This is a genomic window from Caballeronia sp. SL1002, assembly GCF_057814995.1.
In genome coordinates this window covers 459,637-478,334 of sequence record NZ_JBYMUW010000003.1, presented here as the reverse complement: position 1 = coordinate 478,334, position 18,698 = coordinate 459,637, and the positions used below count along the sequence as shown (strand labels likewise).

Sequence of the window (18,698 nt, the reverse complement as noted above, 5' to 3'; positions counted from 1 at the left end):
GCAATCCTTCTTCGCGAAACCGACCTGTGGTGGTCGCCGGGCCCGGCGAGTTCCTTCATTGAGAGCTTATCGATGCCAGATCAAAACGATTCCGACAAAGAACGCGACGGCGACCGCGACGATAAAAAAGACGGCGAGGACAAGGCTGAAGAGAAAAAAGACGGCAAGGATGAAGGGCGAAAAGGGCCGGGAAAAAAGCCGCTGATCATTCTCGGCGTGATCGTCGTATTGCTTGCAATCGGTGCATGTGGCTGGTGGTTCGCGACGCGCAATCAAGTCAGCACCGACGACGCCTACACCGATGGCGACGCTGTCACGATCGCGCCGAAGGTCTCGGGTTATGTGGTGACGCTCAACGTCGGAGACAATCTTTTTGTCCATAAGGGCGACCTGCTGATAAAAATCGATCCGCGCGACTATCAGGCCCAACTCAGTCAGGCGACCGCGCAACTCGGTCTGGCCCGCGCGCAATTGCATGCTGCCGAGGTGCAACTGGACGTTGCGCGCGTGCAGTTTCCCGCGCAACTTCAGCAGGCGAAGGCGCAGCAACAGTCCGCGCAGGCGACCCTTGCGCAGGCGCGCGCCGCATTCGAGCGCCAGCAAAGCGTGGACGTGCGCGCGACCTCGCAGCAAAACATCGACACCGCGACCGCGCAGCAGAAGAGTGCCGCCGCGAGCGTCGCGCAGGCGCAAGCGCAAGTGAAGACCGCGAGTCTCGTTCCGCAACAGATCGCACAGGCGCAAGCGACGGTCGAAGAGCGTCGCGAGCAGGTTCATCAAGCCGAGGCGCAGGTCGAGGCGGCGCAACTGAACCTCGCGTACACCGAACTGCGCGCGCCCGCCGACGGTTGGGTCACGAAGCGAAATGTGCAATACGGGTCCTTCCTCCAGGCAGGATCGTCGATCTTCACGCTTGTAACCACGCACGTCTGGGTCACCGCCAACTTCAAGGAGTCGCAACTCGACCGCATGCGAACGGGCGACAAGGTCGATGTGGAAGTGGATGCCTACCCCGATCTCAAATTGCACGGCCACGTGGACAGCGTGCAACTCGGCAGCGGCTCACGGTTCTCCGCATTTCCCGCCGAGAATGCGACGGGCAACTTCGTCAAGATCGTGCAGCGTGTGCCGGTGAAAATCGTGATCGACGACGGTCTCAACCCGGATCGGCCACTGCCTCTGGGCATTTCCGTGGTGCCGAAGGTGTATCTGAAATGAGCGACGAACACGCGAACTGGAAGCCGAAATCGAACCCCTGGCTGATCGCGATTGTCGTGACGCTTGCAGCGTTCATGGAGGTGCTCGATACGACCATCGTCAATGTGGCGCTTCCCCATATTTCGGGCACGATGTCCGCAAGCTACGACGAGGCGACATGGACACTGACGTCGTATCTCGTCGCTAACGGCATCGTGCTGCCGCTCTCGGCCTATTTCTCGAAACTGCTGGGACGCAAGCGCTATTTCCTCATCTGCATTATCGCGTTCACCGTTTGCTCGTTCCTTTGCGGAATTGCCAGCGATCTCTGGCAACTCATTCTGTTCCGCATTTTGCAGGGCTTTTTTGGCGGCGGACTGCAACCGAGCCAGCAGTCGATCATTCTCGACACCTTCCCGCCCGAGCAGCGCGGCCGCGCGTTTTCCATTTCAGCCGTGGCTATCGTCGTCGCGCCGGTGTTGGGGCCAACGCTCGGCGGCTGGATCACCGACAACTTCACGTGGCGCTGGGTGTTCTTGCTGAATGTGCCAGTGGGGGTTCTGACGAGCTTCGCGGTAATGCAGTTCGTCGAAGATCCGCCGTGGGAGAAGGTTAAGGACCGCAAGGAACTTGGAATGGATTTCATCGGCATCGGTTTGATCGCGATCGGGCTCGGCTGCCTTCAGGTTTTCCTCGATCGCGGCGAGGACGACGACTGGTTCTCGTCCGGTTTCATCGTGGCGTTTGCGGTGCTCGCGGCGGTCGGGATTGTTGGCGCGACGTTCTGGCTGCTCTATGCCAAGAAGCCCGTGGTCGATTTGCGCGTCTTGAAGGATCGCAACTTCGCGCTCGGATCCGTTTCGATCGTCGGCTTCGCTTCGATTCTCTATGGCAGCGCCGTCCTCATTCCGCAGTTGGCGCAACAACAACTCGGCTATACGGCGACGCTTGCCGGGCTGGTGCTGTCGCCGGGGGCGCTGCTTATCGTGGCGCTCATACCGGTTGTCAGCAAGCTGATGCCGATCATTCAAACACGCTTTCTGGTGGCGTTCGGCTTTGTGTTGATGGGCTGCGCGCTGCTTTATTCGCACCGGCTGGTACCCAACATCGACTACGGCACGCTCACGCGCATGCGAAGCGCGCAGTCGGCCGCCATCGGTTTTTTGTTCGTGCCGGTGACGACGCTCGCGTATCTGTCGCTGCCCAAGTCGCTCAACAACGACGCCTCCGCGCTCTTCACGATGTTCCGTAACGTGGCGGGATCGATTGGAATTTCGGTTTCCACCGCGCTGATTCGAGAGCGGACGCAAGCCAACATGGCGCACATGGTCGAACATTTGACACCGCTGAACCAGGCCTATAACGACAGCGTGCAGCGCATCGCGCGCACGCTGATGGATTCCGGCCAGACCATGAGTCAGGCCATGACGGCCGCGACCGGGCAGATGTATACGACGCTCGTTTCGCAAGCCACCATCATGGCGTATCTGGATGTGTTTCTTGCCTGCGCGATCTTCGCGTTCCTGTTCGTGCCGGTCGCATTTTTCTTCTCGCCCGTCAAGGCGGCGGGCGGGGCGGGGGGACACTGACATGCGCCGCCTGCTCATTTCGATAATTATTTCGACCACGCTTGGCGCGTGCGCCGTCGGACCTGACTTCTCGCCGCCGGATGCGAAGGCTCCTGAAAAATGGAGCGATACGGAACGCGTGCTGAATCCGCCCGACGATATGCGCGTGCCGCACGCGAGCATGCCTTCGGTGTCCAATCCGTCATCCGATCCCGATCCGCATTGGTGGCGCCAGTTTCACGATGCCACGCTCGATTCGTTGATCGATCGTGCCGTGGCAGGGAATCTCGACTTGCAGGGCGCGGTGCTGAGGATCGTCGCGGCGCGTCAGCAAGTGGTTTCGGCGGGTGCGCAAGGTCTTCCGCAAATCGGCGCAAGCGCGAAGGAGACGCGCGAGGACCTGGGCATCAAGGGGCTGTTGCAATCGGCGGGTGTGTACGATCGGGTCGGCGCGCTCGGCACGTCGGCGGATACGGCGCGTCAGGCGCTCGATACTCTGAGCGGACCCGTCACGATATGGCAAGACGGCTTCGATGCATCGTGGGAGCTGGATCTCTTTGGACGTGTCCGGCGCTCGGTGGAATCGGCGAACGCGCAGACGCAGGCCGAGATAGAAAATCGCAACGACGCGCTGGTCTCGCTCGAAGCGGAAGTCGCGCAGACATACGCACGGCTTCGCGGGGCGCAATTGCTCAAACAGATCACGCTTGCTGAAATCGACGACGAGCAAAAGATTCTCGATCTGACTCGTGAACAAGCGCGCGTCGGCCTCACGAGCCAGACCGACGTACAGAGCGCCACTGCGCAGCTTGGTTCGCTTCAGGCGCAACTCCCGCAGTTCGACGCGCAGATCGTTCAATCGCTGAACGCGCTCGCGCTTTTGACAGGCAACCCGCCGGGGACGCTCGACGCCGAGCTTGGCGGCGCGAACGCCGGCGTGGTTCCGCCAGTGCCGCCTGATGTTCCTGTCGGACTTCCTTCGACACTCGCGCGCCGCCGTCCCGACATTCGCCGCGCCGAGGCGCAACTGCACGCGGCGACCGCCGAAGTGGGCGTCTCGGTCGCCCAGCTGTATCCGGATGTATCGCTGACCGGGCAGATCGGCACGCGTGCGACGAGCGCGCGCTATCTGACACATTGGTCGAGCCTTTTCTGGTCGATCGGGCCGAGCATCTCATTGCCCATTTTCGAGGGCGGTGCGTTACGGGCAAATGTCCGTATTGCGAAGGCTCAGGCGCAGCAAGCCGGCTTGCAGTATCGCCAGACGGTGCTTGTCGCGCTGCGCGACGTGGATAACGCGCTGGTCGTTTATCGAACGGAGCAAGACCGGCGCGAAGCGCTCCAGCGGACTGTCGAGGCGAACCGCACGAATCTCAATCTCGCGACCGACAGTTATCGCAAGGGAATCACGAGCTTCATTACCGTGCTCGATGCAGAGCGCCAGCTTGCTCAGACGCGGCAGCAACTCGCGCAGAGCACGGTGGATGTCACGACGGATCTGGTCGCACTTTATAAGGCGCTGGGAGGCGGCTGGGAAGACGATTCAGCCAGCGCGACGGCGCTCACCTGCACGGGCGGTCCGACGGGAAATTGTTGAGCGCGGCGCTTGAGGTTTTGCTTAGCTGCGAACGCTGTAATGTCATTGCGATTCTGTGGTCGCGGTGAGTGCATGCGCTCGACTGTCGATTGGTATGATCGTTAGATCGGGCACGCCGTAGGGAAGCCCCATTCAATCGACTAAAACTCCGAGATGAACGAACTGCTGATTCGCAACGTGCGCGCGGGCGCGGGTAACTCGCTGGATGTCCTGGTGACGGATGGCCGTATCGGCCGAATGAATCCGAACATCGCGGCGAGCAGCGGCTGCATCGTCGAAGATGGTGCGGGCATGCTGTTGCTGCCAGGACTGGTCGAGGGGCATACGCATCTGGACAAGACGCACTGGGGGTTGCCGTGGTATCGCAACGAAGTCGCGCCGCGCTTGATCGACCGCATCGAAAACGAGCGGCGCTGGCGCGCGACGTCCGGTCACGATGCCGCTGCGCAGTCGCTCGTATTAGCGCGGGCGTTCCTGGCTGCGGGCACGACGCGCTTGCGCACGCACGTGGATATCGACACCGACGCCGGCCTCCGGCATTTGCACGGCGTCGTCGCGACGCGCGAGAAATTGCGCGGGCAGATGGAGATTCAAATCGTCGCGTTTCCGCAATCGGGCGTGTTGAATCGGCCGGGGACTGACGTACTGCTCGCCGACGCGCTGCGTGCCGGAGCCGACGTGCTCGGCGGGCTGGATCCCTGTGCGATCGAGCGCGATGCGGTGAACGCGCTCGATCTGCTTTTCGGACTCGCCGACCGTCACGGCTGCGGTCTCGACATTCACCTCCACGAGCGCTCGACGATGGGCGCGTATTCGCTCGACCTGATCCTCCAGCGTACGGCAGCGCTGGGAATGAAGGGAAAGGTGGTGATCAGCCACGCATTTTGCCTCGGCGATCTCGAAGACCGCGAACGCGATGCGCTGCTCGCGCGCATGGCCGAACTCGATGTCGCGGTGATGACGACCGCGCCGGCGTCGGTCGCGGTGCCGTCCGTCGTGGCCTGCCGCGCGGCGGGCGTCACGGTGATCGGCGGCAATGACGGGATACGCGATACATGGACGCCCTACGGCACGCCCGATATGCTCGAACGCGCGATGCTGATCGGCTTGCGCAACGAATTCCGGCGCGACGACGAACTTGAGATCGCCCTCGATTGCGTGACGTACAGCGCGGCGCGCGGCTGCGGTTTCGAGGAATACGGGTTGGATACCGGGCATCGCGCGGATCTCGTGCTCGTCGATACGCAGACTCCCGCAGAGGCGGTGGTTGCTCGGCCGGTGCGCAAGCTCGTCGTGTCGCAAGGACGCATCGTGGCGCGGAACGGCGTGTTGGTTTAGGGACGTCTCAAGCCGTGGCTAGGCGTCGATATGGCGCGGCCTCGATAACTCCGTTGTAGGCATTGCAAGTGCCTAGTCAAAGCCGAAGCGCAATCGCCCATTGCAACGAAGCGAAGCGTGAGGGCCGCTGACTGTATGCGTCCGGTATCGACGCTGTCGGATAAACGTCAGGTACGGCGACTGCTAAGAAGATATGCCGCGCTACTAGCGCTTAAGGGCGCCGAGAGACGCCTCGCAATCTCGACGGACGCATCGCGGAGGATTCCATGAAACGGTTCGCGCTCCTTTTATTCGCCGTTGCTCCGCTGGTGTTTGGCGTCGCAGGGTGCGAGAAAGCGCATAAAGCGGGTAACGACAGCATGAGCGTGCCTGGTGGACGCATTCACGCCTCCAAAGGGCGATCCGCAATCGTGGCCCTGAATCGACCTGCGGTTCTTGCCATTTCGCCAATATCGCGCGGCGCGTGAAGTTTCTTCCGCAAAGGACTTTTATATGCCCTCAGTCAAACCGGTCCATCGATCGAAAATCGCCTCGGCGGTCTTCGATGTTTTGAATCCGATCCCCTATGGCTTCTTCGTCGCGGCGCTGATTTTCGACATCACTTACGCGACCTCCCGAAACGTTTTCTGGGGAAAAGGCGCGGCATGGCTGATTACCACCGGACTGCTGTTCGCAATCATTCCGCGCTTGATCAATCTCGTTCAGGTCTGGATCCCGCCAAGAAGGTCGGCGGGAAGCGGCGCAAGACTCGATTTCTGGCTGAACGCATTGGGCATCGTCGCTGCGATCTTCAACGCGTTTGTCCACAGCCGCGACGCCTACGCGATGGTCCCGCAAAACGTGATCCTGTCCGTTGTCACGGTCGCGTTGCTGGGTATCGGGCATTTCGTCGTGGCGCTGCACGCGTTCGGTTCGAAGGAGGCTGTTCGTGAATAAGACTCTCATCAGCAGCGTCATTGCAATCGCGTTCGCTGTGCTCGCGAGCGGATGCAACGAGCGGGCAAGCTACGACGACCAGCATCAGGCCGGCGCTAATCCGCCGCTGCCCGAGGCGCGCAGTTTTCTTGCGCCGCCGATGCAAGTGCCGAAGTTTGTCGGGTGGCGCGAAGGCGAAGCCCCGAAAGTGGCCGACGGGCTGAAGATTGAAAAGATGGCGTCCGGTCTCGTCCATCCGCGTCAGGTGTATAGCTTGCCGAACGGCGACGTTCTCGTGGCCGAATCGAACAGCCCGAACAAGGAGGCGGTGACGACGCCCAAGCAGCTAATCGCCGGCTTAGTGGAAGCGCGCTCCGGCAAGAAAGCGGAGGGCGCGAATCGCATCACGCTGCTGCGAAAGCGCACCGACGGTAGCGGCCAGTGGGATAAAAGCGTATTCATCGACCACCTGCACTCGCCGTTCGGTATGCAACTCGTCGGGGACACGCTCTATGTCGCCGATACGGATGCCATTCTCAAGTTTCCGTATCGGTCCGGTGACAAGAGTATTTCCGCGCCCGGCGTAGAGCTCACCGATTTGCCCGACACGATCAATCATCATTGGACCAAGGCTTTGCTCGCGAGCGCCGACGGCAAGAAGCTGTATGTCGGTGTCGGCTCGAATAGCAATGTCGGCGAGAACGGTCTCGACGTCGAATACCGGCGCGCAAATGTGCTGGAGGTCGATATCGCGACGGGAGGTAGCCGGATCTATGCCGCCGGAATTCGCAACCCGACCGGGCTGCAATGGGAACCGAAAACGGGACGTCTTTGGGCCGTAGCGAATGAACGCGATGAGATCGGCGCAGACCTCGTCCCGGATTATCTGACCTTCGTGAAGGAAGGCGCCTTCTATGGCTGGCCGTACAGCTACTACGGTCAGCACGTGGACCCGCGTGCGCAACCGCAACGCCCCGATCTGGTCGCGAAGGCGATCCCGCCGGATTACGCGATCGGCTCGCACGTCGCGCCGCTCGGGCTGCTGTTCTACACCGGCAGCAATCTTCCGCCGCAATACCACGGCGGAGCATTTGTCGGCGAGCATGGAAGCTGGGACCGTTCGCCTCTTAGCGGTTATGCGGTCGCGTATGTTGCCTTCGAGAACGGCAAGCCTGTCGGCGCTCCGCAACCGGTCGTCACGGGCTTCGCTTCGGGCGACGAAAAGGAATTGCACGGAGCGCCGGTCGGGCTCGCACAGGACCGTGACGGCGCGCTGCTCATTGCCGACGACGTCGGCAATACCGTATGGCGCGTGACTAAATCGGGCGGCTAGACGTGTCCTGCTTTAATGCAGGTCCTGACTGAGTCGACTGAAGCTATACAGGCCGCGCTTGGGTCTTTCGAACGTGACGCGAGCGGGGCGCGCATCGGGGCGGTCGCGCAGTTCGCCTAGTAGCGCAAACAACGCGCGGCTATCGAGAAAGGGGGAAGCGGGATCGAAATGAACGACGAACGTTTCGAGCAGTTCGGCCGCGTCTTCCGATTGCCCGTCGGCGTGCAGGAGACGCGCGAGCACTATCGATGCGCGCAGTTCCCACATCCTTGCGCCTTGGGCGCGGGACAGGTCGATGGCGTTCCTGCAGTGTCGAATCGCGTCGGCGTGCTTCTCGCGATACGCGTGGCTCGACCGCGCGTGAGCAAGCGCTTGCGCTTGTGCCACGAGCGCGAGCCCGCGCCACACTTCGGGAAGAAAAAGCAACTCGCCGTTGCTTTGACAAAACGCCAGCGCGTCGTCCAGATGCCTCGATGCATCCGCGAGCCGTCCGGTTTCGACGAGCGCCTCGGCGCACGCCACGATAAACGGTGCGATCAAGCGCCGGAAACCGCGCGCGAGCAGCGCTTCGATCGACGCTTCCAATAGCGGAAGCGCCCGAGCCGCGCGGCCAGCGACGAACTCGCCGTAGCCCGTGAGACAGTCGCAGTAGTCGCGCCAGATGTCGAAGCGATGAAACGCGGCTTGTGAACGCATGATCTCCAGATAGCGCGCGCCGAGTTGCAGATCGCCGGACATGAGCGCGAGCGGCGCGGCGGTCGCGCCGAGCAGATGCGTCAGCGACGGCTCGATGGTCTCCGGACGCACGAGATTGACGAGCCTGTCCACAATGGCCATCGCTTCTTCGTGATCGCCCTGCAACCATACGATCCGTGCGAGCGTGCCGTTGCAGAACACCAGCGGATCCACGGCGAAACGGCCGCAGCGCTGTGCCTCGCCTTCGAGCCGGGTGAAGCGCTGAATGGCGCTGAGCAAACCTTTCTTCGCCTGCGCGTGCTCGCCCCTGCAATGCAGCGAAATCGCGTTGAGCTGACCGGCGAGGACCTGTTGCCACGGCGTGCCGTGCGCGTGTACCAGTTGCTCGAAACGTGCGGCGTATTTCATCGATTCGTCGATATTGCCGCTGGATATCATCGTGTTCCACAGGCCCCACAAAGCGCGCGCCTTAAACGCGTAGTCGCCGCCTTCGGTCGCGAGCGTTTCTACGTCGCGCCAGAGTGCCTCGGACCTCGCGACCGGCCCGCAAACGTACGGTAACGCCGACGCTAGCGCCGCGCGCACGCGCATTTCGCTGGCGGCATCGACCGAGCGTGCGGGCAGACTTTCGACCGCTTCGAGCGCACGCGAGGCCCGCGCGCAACACTCTTCGATCATCCCCGATTCGAGCAGCGCGCCGACCAGATTCGATGCGAGTTCGACGCCCAGGCGCAGATCGCCATCGACGGAAAACGCCCAGTCGAACGCGCTGCGTGCGTCGTCGAGTGTCTGCTGGAGATCGGGCGAATGGTCGCTTTCCGAGCGGCCCTGCTCACCGGAGCGAGTGAGAAAACAGGTAGACAGATATCGCGCATGGCGTGAGGCGATTTTCTGCTTTTCGCCCTCGGCTTGCAGCTTTTCCGACGCATATGCACGCGTCGATTCGAGCAGCCGATACTTCGCCACCGGTCCGTCGAACTCGACGTTCACGAGCGACTTCGCGACCAGTTCGCTGATGTTGCTGATCGCGTGACCTACGGTCAGCTCGGCGTCGCACGAGACCGCGCACATGGCCTCGAACGTGAAGAGACCGCCAAAGGTCGCGAGCCGCCGGAACAAACGCTGGCTGTCCGCGTCGAGCATGGCGAAGCTCCAGTCGAACGTCGCGCGCAAGGTCTGATGACGCGGCAGCGCGGTGCGATAGCCGCCCGCGAGAATCGCCATGCGGTCGTCCAGCCGCCGGTACACGCCTTCCACGCCGAGCGCGCCGACGCGCGCCGCTGCCAGTTCGATTGCAAGCGGAATGCCGTCGAGCCTTCGACAAATCTCGCTCACGAGCCGGATCTCGGCGCTCCCTTCCGGCTTGCCTTCCGCCTGCGCCTGCAATGAGGTCGCGCGCAGGAGGAACAGACTGACCGCCGAGCGCTGCAAAATTTCGGCGTCGGTGGAATGCGGCGGCGGCACGTCTAGCGGATCAACCCGGAATATTGCCTCAGGCATGATGCGCAGCGGCTCGCGGCTGGTCACGAGAATCCGCAGCGCAGCGTTGCCGGCGGCGAGCGTTTCGACAATCGCGGCCACTTCGCCGATCACCTGCTCGGCGTTATCGAGCAGCAGCAGCCGGCGCGAATGCGTGAGCGCAGCGGCGATCTCCAACGCGCTCACCGCGCCAGTTGCATCAAGCAGCCCGCAGCCTTCGGCGATCGCGGCGAGCACGGTCTCGCGGGTCGTCAGCGCGGCCAGTTCGACGAAGCAGACCGGCTCGGCGAAGTCCTCCGCCGCATGGCGCGCGGCTTCGATTGCGAGACTGGTCTTGCCTATGCCGCCCGCGCCGACTAACGTCAGCACGTGCGTCTTGTCGAGCATAGCGCGGATCTGCGCGAGCGCCGCGTCGCGTCCGACGAGGTCCGGCTTCGGCGGCGGCAGACGCCGTCCCGCGATCATGCGCGCACTCGATTCTTCCGGCGCCGGTTTCGGCCGGCGTTGCAAAAGCTGATAGCCGCGGCCGGGAACGGTGAGAATCAGATCGCGATCCGGGCCGAGAATCTTGCGCAACGCGGACAGATGAACCTGAATATTGTTTTCTTCGACGATCGTTTCCGGCCACACCGCGTTCATCAATTCGTCTTTCGTGACGAGACGGCCGCCCGCCGAGGCGACCACGGCCAGAATGTCGAATGCGCGCGAGCCGAGATGCACGGGCTCGTCGCCGTGCCGCAAGGTGCGCATCTCCAGATCGAGTTGGAAGCGGCCTAGTTGGATCATGTCGCTTTCAGTTCAGGGCAACGCGTGAAGGAAGGGTGAGCCGATGCGGCCGAATGATTGGCAATCGGCACGAGGACAACGTTCGCGCGTGTTCGAAGCCGCCTCTAGCCGCCCAATGCCGGCAGGGTAGAAATTAGCTTAATCGGCGACGCGCGTCTTGCACGTAAGTGCGATGCTTTGTATGAAAGTCCATGCGTTTGAGAGGCTCGCGTGAACGAATTGCCGGCAAGCTTCGATCCGGCCGGCGCTCAAGCGCTGATCTGTCTGCGCCATGCGCCAGGCGGCACGCCCACCAATTGGGAAAAGGTGCGCGTGAAGTGGCTTTGGTCGGCGAATCCGCACGCCGTGGCGATTTCCGCGAGCGACGCGTCCGAATGTCTGAGCAGATCGCGCGCGCGCTCGATACGGCGTTCCAGTTGCCACTGATGCGGCGTGCGGTCCGTCGTCTCGCGAAACGCGCGGATGAAATAACTGCGCGACAGATTGCAGGCGTTCGCGATCGCCTCGATCGATACGTTGCCATCGGACTTCGCGAGCAGCATTTCCTTCGCGCGCGATTCGTGCAGGGCCGAAAGCCGCCGGTCCTTTTTGTTCGATTGCGCCGATGCGCTGCCATATTGATCGATCAAATGTGTCCCGATCGTGACGCCGAGCTGCTCGACGAACAGCGCGCTGGCTTCGCTCTTGCGCTCGAGCGTGTGCGCGAGAACGTGCGCGAGATGACCGAGAATCGGGTCCTTGCGGCCGGGTAGCGCGGAAAACCCGCTGAGGTTCGTTCCGCCACGCTCGTAGCACGCGTTCGTGATGAATGCGCGCGACAGTTCCACCAGGACGAAGTCGAATCCGCCCTGCAGTTCGGCGCGGTAGTCGTCGGCGAAATTGCGGACGTAGACAGAATCTTTCTCGAAGTCGTGCGATGCCGAGCGGATCCCGGAATAAATCCGGCGTCGGTGTCCGCTTCGCAACGAAACGCCGACGAGAAATCCGCGGTCGGACGCGGGCGTGAGTACCGCGCTTGTTTCATCGCCGCGCGTGCATTTTCGATAGAACGTGAATTCCCGCGTATCCAGTTCGAGGTCTTTATATAAACGATTCGAAAGACAACCGAGCGAGTCTTTCGGTCTTGAAATCAGGGGATGGCAAGTCTCTGTATCGTTAAACATGATTGGTAACCTCAGTTCGTCGCGCTACAGTCACCCGAGAGATTAATCTAGCCGAAATGGTAAATAAAAGTATTTATCATTATGGACTAATCATCCCCGGAATTTCCACATTCGAGTGGAGATTCTCGCGGAGGGTCCACCGATTGGAAGTTATTGCCCGAACGGACGGTCGGCAAAGGCGAGGCGGAAAGAGGTTTGGCGGCGCCGGATGGCGCGCGAAAAAAGGCGGGGCGAAACGTCACGCGGCGCGCCGGGCGGCGCGCCGCAACACTAGAACATCAGCTCTGCAGGAACTCGAGGAGATCGGCGTTGACCTTGTCCGCCTGCGTCGTACACATGCCGTGCGGTGCGCCCGGATATACCTTGAGCGTCGCGTTCTTCACGAGCTTGACCGACATGCGCGCGGAGTCGTCGATCGGCACGATCTGGTCGTCGTCACCGTGAAGGATCAGCGTGGGTACGTCGATCTTTTTCAGGTCCGCCGTGTAGTCCACCTCGGAGAACTGCTTGATGCATTCATAGTGGCCCTTGATCGAACCGAGCATGCCTTCGCGCCAGAATTCGTCGATCGTGCCTTGCGAGATTTTTGCGTCGGGCCGGTTGAAACCGTAGAACGGCACCGCGAGATCCTTGTAGAACTGCGAGCGATTCGCCGCGACACCAGCGCGAATGCCGTCGAATACCGACATCGGAAGCCCGTTCGGATTGCCCTCGGTCTTGAGCATCAACGGCGGCACCGCGCCGATCAACACCGCCTTCGCCACGCGCGAGGTGCCATGACGGCCGATGTAATGCGCCACCTCGCCGCCGCCGGTCGAATGACCGACGAGCGTCGCTTCCTTCAGATCGAGCGCCTCGATCACGGCGGCCAGATCGTCCGCGTAGGTGTCCATGTCGTTACCGTTCGACGGCTGGTCCGAGCGGCCATGACCGCGCCGGTCGTGCGCGATCACGCGATAGCCCTTCTGCACCAGAAACAGCATTTGCGCGTCCCATGCGTCGGCGTCGAGCGGCCAGCCGTGCGAGAAGACGACCGGCTTGCCGGTGCCCCAGTCCTTGAAGAAGATCCGCGTGCCGTCTTTGACCGTTACCGTGTTCATGGTGTGTCGCTCTCCGTGATGTGAATGGGATTGTTTGCCCGTGGGCGCGTTGCCGCTGGCGGCAGCCGCCGCCAGCGCGATGTTCGGCACGGCAAACGCGGCGACTGCCGCGCCGGCTGCGCCCGCGCCCGCAACTAGAAGCTGCCGGCGATTCGCCGATGGGGTATCCGAGTGAATTGCCAAGTTTATTTCTCCGGTCTCGTAACGTTTGAAGTGGTGAGTTCGCGACGACGCCCGGCGCCCGACGCCCGGCGCATGCAGCATCGCAGGCGCCCATCCTAAGGTTTGCGTGCGTGGATTGAACTTCAGAATGCTTAAATATTCTTAACGCTCAAGCGCGGGATATTACGAATGGGCTAGATGAGCGTCGGCGAAGCAAGGTCAGCCAAGGCGTCCCGATTCGAACAGGAACCACACACGCTGCTCGGCCTCGTCGATCCAGTTTTCGAGCAGGCTTGCCGTCGCGACGTCGCCGTATTCGTCGCATAGCGAATGTGTTTCGCGCATGTAGCCGGCAAGCGCGAGATTGTCCTCGCGCAATTCGGCGAGCATGTCGGCGGGCGTCACGAAGTCCGCGTCGTTGTCGAGGATGCGCTGCAGTTTCGTGATCTGGCCGGTCGAACGCAGCGTCTTGCCGCCGAGCTTGCGCGCGCGTTCCGCGATCGGGTCGGTCGTTGCGAAGATCTGGTCCGATTGATCGTCGAGCAGCAGGTGGTAGTCGCGAAAATACGGACCCGACATGTGCCAGTGAAAATTCTTGGTCTTCAGATAAATGGCGAACACGTCGGCGAGCAGCGTGGTCAACGCGGCGGCGATGTCGCGCGTCGCGTCTTCCGAAAGGCTGGTCGGCGTTTTCAGCGGCGACGCGCGGTGGGCCGCGGCCTTGACGGCATCTTTCATGGTGAGTCCTTTGACGAAAAGTTGCTGAGCGAAAAGTTGCTGAGTTCGGCGAGCGCCAGTGTAGGCAAGACGCGCGAATAAAGTCCTTTGGAAAATATTAATAATTCTTAGCGCATTTAATGTGACAGCGCCGCGCACATTCCCTTAATTCTTTTAATAACGATTAAGTCCGCGCCTCAGGACTTCATGAGAGGCCGCCGATAGACTGGGCTCCAGTTTTTCTCGCCGACCGAGCGAGCGCGGCAAGTCTGTCCAGACTGCCATGTCCATTCCAGACGGAGCCCGTAATGCCCAAAGAATTGTTGACGCCGGAAACTTGCGCCGTGGCGCTCATCGACTATCAGCCGCAGATGTTTTTCGGCACCACATCGCACGAGCGCACCACGATCCTGCATAACGTGCAGGCCGTCGCCAAGGCGTCGAAGCTTTTCAAGGTGCCGACCATCCTCACGACCGTCGCCGCCAAGTCGTTCAGCGGCGACATGGTGCCGGAGGTGCAATCGGTATTTCCCGAGTACGCGCCGATCGACCGCACGTCGATGAACTCGTGGGAAGACGCGAATTTCCGGCGCGCTATTGAAGCGACCGGTCGCAAGAAAATCGTATTGGCGGGTCTCTGGACGGAAGTGTGCGTGTCGTTTCCGACCATCCAGATGATTGCCGAAGGCTACGAAATCTACGTGCCCACCGACGCGTGCGGCGACGTCACGACCGAAGCGCATGAGCGCGCGGTGCAACGGATCATTCAGGCCGGCGCGGTGCCGATGACCTCGTTCCAGTACATGTTCGAACTGCAGCGCGACTGGGCGCGCAGCGAGACCTACGAAGGTTGCATGGACATTCTCAAGGCGCATAGCGCCTATGGCATCGGCGTGCGCTACGCCAAGTCGATCCTCGGCGAACACGCGAGCGAAGCGGGCTGATCCGGCGTTCTCAAGCGCTAACCAACTTCATCCGCCTTTTAAATGCCGTACGGGAAGTCGCCGCAGCGCGCTTCCCGTGATCCGCTTCGCGCATGCAAAACGCGAAGCGCTCCCGACGAGGATCGCCATGAATTCCAGTAGCCCCGAGCTGACGCGAGCAGACGTCGTTTTCTACAACGGCAAGATCGCCACACAGGACGACAAGCGTTCGTTTGCCGACGCACTTGCGGTGGCGAACGGCCGCATTATCGCGGCAGGCTCGCGCGAAGCCATCATGCGTCACGTGAAGGACGGCACACGCCACGTCGACCTCGAAGGGCGCACGGTCATTCCCGGTCTCAACGATTCGCATCTGCACGTGATTCGCGGCGGCCTCAATTTCAACATGGAACTGCGTTGGGACGGCGTACCGTCGCTCGCCGACGCGCTTGCCATGCTGCGCCGCCAAGTCGAACGCACGCCGGCGCCACAGTGGGTGCGCGTGATCGGCGGCTGGAACGAATTCCAGTTTGCCGAGCGGCGCGGCCCGACGCTCGACGAAATCAACGCAATCGCGCCGGACACGCCGGTTTTCATCCTGCATCTCTACGACAGCGCGTTGTTGAACGCGGCAGCGCTGCGTGCTGTCGGCTATACGAAGGACACGCCCAATCCGCCCGGCGGCGAGATCCAGCGCGACAAGCGCGGCAATCCCACAGGCATGTTGATCGCGCGGCCGAACGCGGGGCTTTTGTACGCCACGCTCGCTAAGGGTCCGAAGCTCGCGCCGGAAGATCAGCGCAATTCCACGCGGCACTTCATGCGTGAACTGAACCGGCTAGGCGTGACGAGCGCAATCGACGCGGGCGGCGGCTATCAGGCCTATCCAGACGACTACGCCGTCGTCATGGACATGGCGAAGCGCAACGAATTGACGGTGCGGATTGCGTACAACCTCTTCACGCAAAACGCGAAAAAGGAGATCGAGGATTTCGCCAAGTGGGTCAAGATGACGAAGCCCGGCGAGGGCGACGACTTCCTGCGCGTCAACGGCGCGGGCGAGATGCTGGTGTTTTCGGCAGCCGACTTCGAGGACTTCCTGGAGCCGCGTCCCGATTTGCCGGACACGCTGGAAGCGGAACTCGAAGCGGTCGTGAAGCTGCTGGTCGCGAATCGCTGGCCGTTCCGTTTGCACGCTACGTATGACGAATCCATCGAGCGTTTTCTGAACGTGTTCGAGCGCGTCAATGCAGAAATCCCCTTCAACGGGCTGCGCTGGTTCTTCGATCACTGCGAGACCATCACGCAACGCAATATCGAGCGCGTGCGCGCACTTGGCGGCGGCATCGCGATCCAGCATCGCATGGCGTATCAGGGCGAATATTTCATTCAGCGCTATGGCGAAGACGCCGTCCGGAAGACGCCGCCGATCCGCCACATGCTCGAAGCCGGACTGCCTGTGGGCGCGGGAACGGATGCGACGCGGGTCGCGAGTTTCAACCCGTTCGTCTCGCTGTACTGGATGGTGTCGGGCAAGACCGTAGGCGGCACCGCGATGTATTCGAGCGCGAACCGTCTCGACCGCATGGAGGCGCTGCGCCGCTACACCGTGGGAAGCGCGTGGTTCTCGAACGAAGAGGAGAAGAAGGGCGCACTCGTGCCCGGCCAGTTCGCGGATTTCGCGGTGCTGAGCGAGGACTATTTCACCGTCGATGAAAGCCGCATCAAGTACCTCACGTCCGTGATGACGGTAGTGGGGGGCAAGATCGTCTACGCCGACGAGGAATTCGCGCCGCTCGCGCCGCCCGACCTGCCGGTCAGCCCGTCATGGTCGCCGGTTGCGGAGTTCGGTGGTTACAGCCGCTATAAGCCGGCTCCCGCTGTCGCGTGCGCGGACGGCTGCGCGAATCTCTGCGGGGTGCACGCGCACGCGCACGGCTGGGCGTGGCGCAAGAACGTGCCCGTCAGCGATTCGAACGGCTTCTGGGGCGCGCTCGGATGTAGCTGCTTCGCGTTCTGATGCGGTTTCAGCATGGCGGTGGGGGACGTGGTCAGTCACAGAGAACATGACATGAAGAAAACCATTGCAGGAGTCGAGATTCCGGACGGTGCGATGGCGCAGGCGGCGGCCGATCAAATCCGCCGGTCGGCGTCCGCGCTGCTGTTCCGTCACGCGATCCGGTCGTTCCTGTTCGGTGCGCTGACCGGGTATCGCGACAAGCTGACGTTCGACGCGGAACTGCTATACGTCGGCGCGATGTTTCATAACGCGGGTCTCGATGTGCAGCACGATCGCTCGCCGTATCGATTCGAAGTGGACGGTGCGAACGCCGCACGCGATTTCCTGCGGCAGCACGGCGCGCCGGAAAAAGCGATCGACGAAGTGTGGGAAGCGATTGCGCTGCACACGACGCCGGGCATTCCCGAGCATCGTCCGCCGCTCGTCGCGCTGGTCAGCGCGGGCGTGCAGATGGATGTGCGAGGCGCGCGCTACGACGAATTCACGGCAACGCAGCGCGACGCGATCGTGCAGGCGTATCCGCGCGAATGCGGCTTCAAGAAGAAGCTTCTCGAAGCCTATGCGCGCGGCATGGAGCATCGTCCCGAGACGACCTTCGGCACGTTGAACGCCGACGTGCTGGATCGATGGGACCCGGCTTTCAAGCGGCTGAATTTCTGCGGACTGGTGCTCGGATCCGACTGGCCGACCTGATCGAACTGATCGAACGTAATATCAAACACAAGGACATCGAGCATGGGATACGTCATTTCACTCGGAGTCGGCTTCGCGGTCGGACTTCTCTATTGGCTGCTGAAAGTGCAGTCGCCCGCGCCACCGCTGATCGCGCTCGCGGGACTGCTCGGAATGGTGCTGGGCGAACACGCGATTCCGGTCGTCAAGGCGCAATGGTTCGCGCAGTCGTCGGCTGTGGTCACGACCGCAGCCGCAAGCCGCGCCGATACGGCTAAACCCGTCGCAACGAAGGAGGGCGGCTGATGCTGCCGAAACCCATTTCGCGACGAGCGACATCGCCATGAAAAAGTACGATGACACGCTACTCGGATTTATCGCGGGCTATGTCGATACCGTGGGATTCATCGCACTCTTCGGCCTTTTTACTGCACACGTGACGGGGAATTTCGTCTTGATCGGGGCGGAAGTCGCCGGCGTGGGGCAAGGCGTCTTGCTGAAACTGCTGGCCTTTCCGGCGTTTATCCTGGGTATCGCGTCGAGCAGCGTGGTCTTCAAGCTGATCGAGCGGGACCACTTGCCGCATGCCGCGAGCGTGCTCTATTTTCTGCAGTCGGTGCTGCTGGTCGCTTTTCTCGTCACCGGATTGCTGGCGAGGCCCATCGCGGATTCGACTGCTTCGATGGTGCTCGTCTGCGGCGTGCTGGGTGCGTTCGCGATGGGCGTGCAGAACGCGCGCGGCAAATTACTGCAAACCCCGGGACTGCCGAATACGGTGATGACCGGTAACGTCACGCAGATCGTGCTCGATACCGTGGAGTTGATTCATCGCGGACCGGCGGGCGGGCACGGGCAGCAAGTGCGCGAGCGCCTCAGGGCGACGCTCGCGCCGATGTCCGGATTTGCCGTGGGCGCGATCCTCGGCGCGTTCGCGTACCTGCGCATTTCATTTTTCGCGATCATATTGCCGGTGGCGATCTTGCTGCTTCTCGCATGGCAGGCAAGGGCCACCGACAACCGCTAACGACCTCG

16 protein-coding genes are annotated in these 18,698 nt (G+C 61.9%); 12 read left to right on the top strand and 4 right to left on the bottom strand.

The window, feature by feature from the left end; translation table 11 throughout:
• Nucleotides 1-72: 72 nt before the first annotated feature.
• The 7 genes from AC3D25_RS19570 to AC3D25_RS19540 all read left to right on the top strand — a co-directional run bounded on the left by AC3D25_RS19570 (nucleotide 73) and on the right by AC3D25_RS19540 (nucleotide 7,948).
• Nucleotides 73-1,218, top strand: a complete 1,146-nt coding sequence (locus AC3D25_RS19570; RefSeq protein WP_488890108.1) for an HlyD family secretion protein — start codon at nucleotides 73-75, stop codon at nucleotides 1,216-1,218.
• Nucleotides 1,215-2,786: a DHA2 family efflux MFS transporter permease subunit gene (locus AC3D25_RS19565; RefSeq protein WP_488890107.1), complete on the top strand. Its 1,572-nt coding sequence runs from the start codon at nucleotides 1,215-1,217 to the stop codon at nucleotides 2,784-2,786. The genes AC3D25_RS19570 and AC3D25_RS19565 overlap by 4 nt, the downstream gene beginning before the upstream one ends.
• A gap of 1 nt (nucleotide 2,787) precedes the next feature.
• Nucleotides 2,788-4,362, top strand: a complete 1,575-nt coding sequence (locus tag AC3D25_RS19560; protein WP_488890106.1) for an efflux transporter outer membrane subunit — start codon at nucleotides 2,788-2,790, stop codon at nucleotides 4,360-4,362.
• 153 nt (nucleotides 4,363-4,515) lie between these two features.
• A complete protein-coding gene (locus tag AC3D25_RS19555) occupies nucleotides 4,516-5,700 on the top strand; it encodes an amidohydrolase family protein (protein WP_488890105.1) in 1,185 nt (394 codons plus the stop codon).
• Nucleotides 5,701-5,966: 266 nt separating this feature from the next.
• Entirely contained in the window at nucleotides 5,967-6,167 is a 201-nt protein-coding gene (locus AC3D25_RS19550; RefSeq protein WP_488890104.1) for a hypothetical protein, read from the top strand.
• Between the two features lie 25 nt (nucleotides 6,168-6,192).
• On the top strand, nucleotides 6,193-6,636 hold the full coding sequence (locus AC3D25_RS19545) for a DUF2231 domain-containing protein (RefSeq protein ID WP_488890103.1): 444 nt from the start codon (nucleotides 6,193-6,195) through the stop codon (nucleotides 6,634-6,636).
• A complete protein-coding gene (locus tag AC3D25_RS19540) occupies nucleotides 6,629-7,948 on the top strand; it encodes a PQQ-dependent sugar dehydrogenase (RefSeq protein WP_488890102.1) in 1,320 nt (439 codons plus the stop codon). Before AC3D25_RS19545 ends, AC3D25_RS19540 begins: the two co-directional genes overlap by 8 nt.
• Nucleotides 7,949-7,960: 12 nt before the next feature.
• On the opposite strand, the gene AC3D25_RS19535 is transcribed toward AC3D25_RS19540, so the two are convergent.
• From AC3D25_RS19535 to AC3D25_RS19520, 4 genes are all read right to left on the bottom strand, one after another.
• Nucleotides 7,961-10,909: an ATP-binding protein gene (locus AC3D25_RS19535; RefSeq protein ID WP_488890101.1), complete on the bottom strand. Its 2,949-nt coding sequence runs from the start codon at nucleotides 10,907-10,909 to the stop codon at nucleotides 7,961-7,963.
• Nucleotides 10,910-11,157: 248 nt separating this feature from the next.
• The gene (locus AC3D25_RS19530) at nucleotides 11,158-12,072 is read right to left on the bottom strand and encodes an AraC family transcriptional regulator (RefSeq protein ID WP_488890100.1); all 915 of its coding nucleotides are present in this window, start codon (nucleotides 12,070-12,072) and stop codon (nucleotides 11,158-11,160) included.
• Between the two features lie 278 nt (nucleotides 12,073-12,350).
• Complete coding sequence (locus AC3D25_RS19525; RefSeq protein WP_488890475.1) at nucleotides 12,351-13,172, bottom strand: alpha/beta fold hydrolase; 822 nt, start codon at nucleotides 13,170-13,172, stop codon at nucleotides 12,351-12,353.
• Nucleotides 13,173-13,553: 381 nt separating this feature from the next.
• Complete coding sequence (locus AC3D25_RS19520; protein WP_488890099.1) at nucleotides 13,554-14,072, bottom strand: Dps family protein; 519 nt, start codon at nucleotides 14,070-14,072, stop codon at nucleotides 13,554-13,556.
• Nucleotides 14,073-14,359: 287 nt separating this feature from the next.
• Between AC3D25_RS19520 and AC3D25_RS19515 the strand changes: the two genes are divergently transcribed.
• From AC3D25_RS19515 to AC3D25_RS19495, 5 genes are all read left to right on the top strand, one after another.
• Nucleotides 14,360-14,995 (top strand): hydrolase, encoded by a 636-nt coding sequence (locus AC3D25_RS19515; RefSeq protein WP_488890098.1) that lies wholly within the window; start codon nucleotides 14,360-14,362, stop codon nucleotides 14,993-14,995.
• Between the two features lie 127 nt (nucleotides 14,996-15,122).
• Nucleotides 15,123-16,994 (top strand): amidohydrolase, encoded by a 1,872-nt coding sequence (locus tag AC3D25_RS19510; RefSeq protein ID WP_488890097.1) that lies wholly within the window; start codon nucleotides 15,123-15,125, stop codon nucleotides 16,992-16,994.
• A 51-nt stretch (nucleotides 16,995-17,045) separates the two neighbouring features.
• Entirely contained in the window at nucleotides 17,046-17,687 is a 642-nt protein-coding gene (locus tag AC3D25_RS19505) for an HD domain-containing protein (protein ID WP_488890096.1), read from the top strand.
• Nucleotides 17,688-17,729: 42 nt separating this feature from the next.
• Nucleotides 17,730-17,972 carry a DUF1427 family protein gene (locus AC3D25_RS19500; RefSeq protein WP_488890095.1) on the top strand — a complete coding sequence of 81 codons (243 nt, stop codon included), beginning with the start codon at nucleotides 17,730-17,732 and terminating at the stop codon, nucleotides 17,970-17,972.
• Between the two features lie 37 nt (nucleotides 17,973-18,009).
• Nucleotides 18,010-18,690 (top strand): YoaK family protein, encoded by a 681-nt coding sequence (locus tag AC3D25_RS19495; RefSeq protein ID WP_488890094.1) that lies wholly within the window; start codon nucleotides 18,010-18,012, stop codon nucleotides 18,688-18,690.
• The last annotated feature ends 8 nt before the right edge of the window (nucleotides 18,691-18,698 follow it).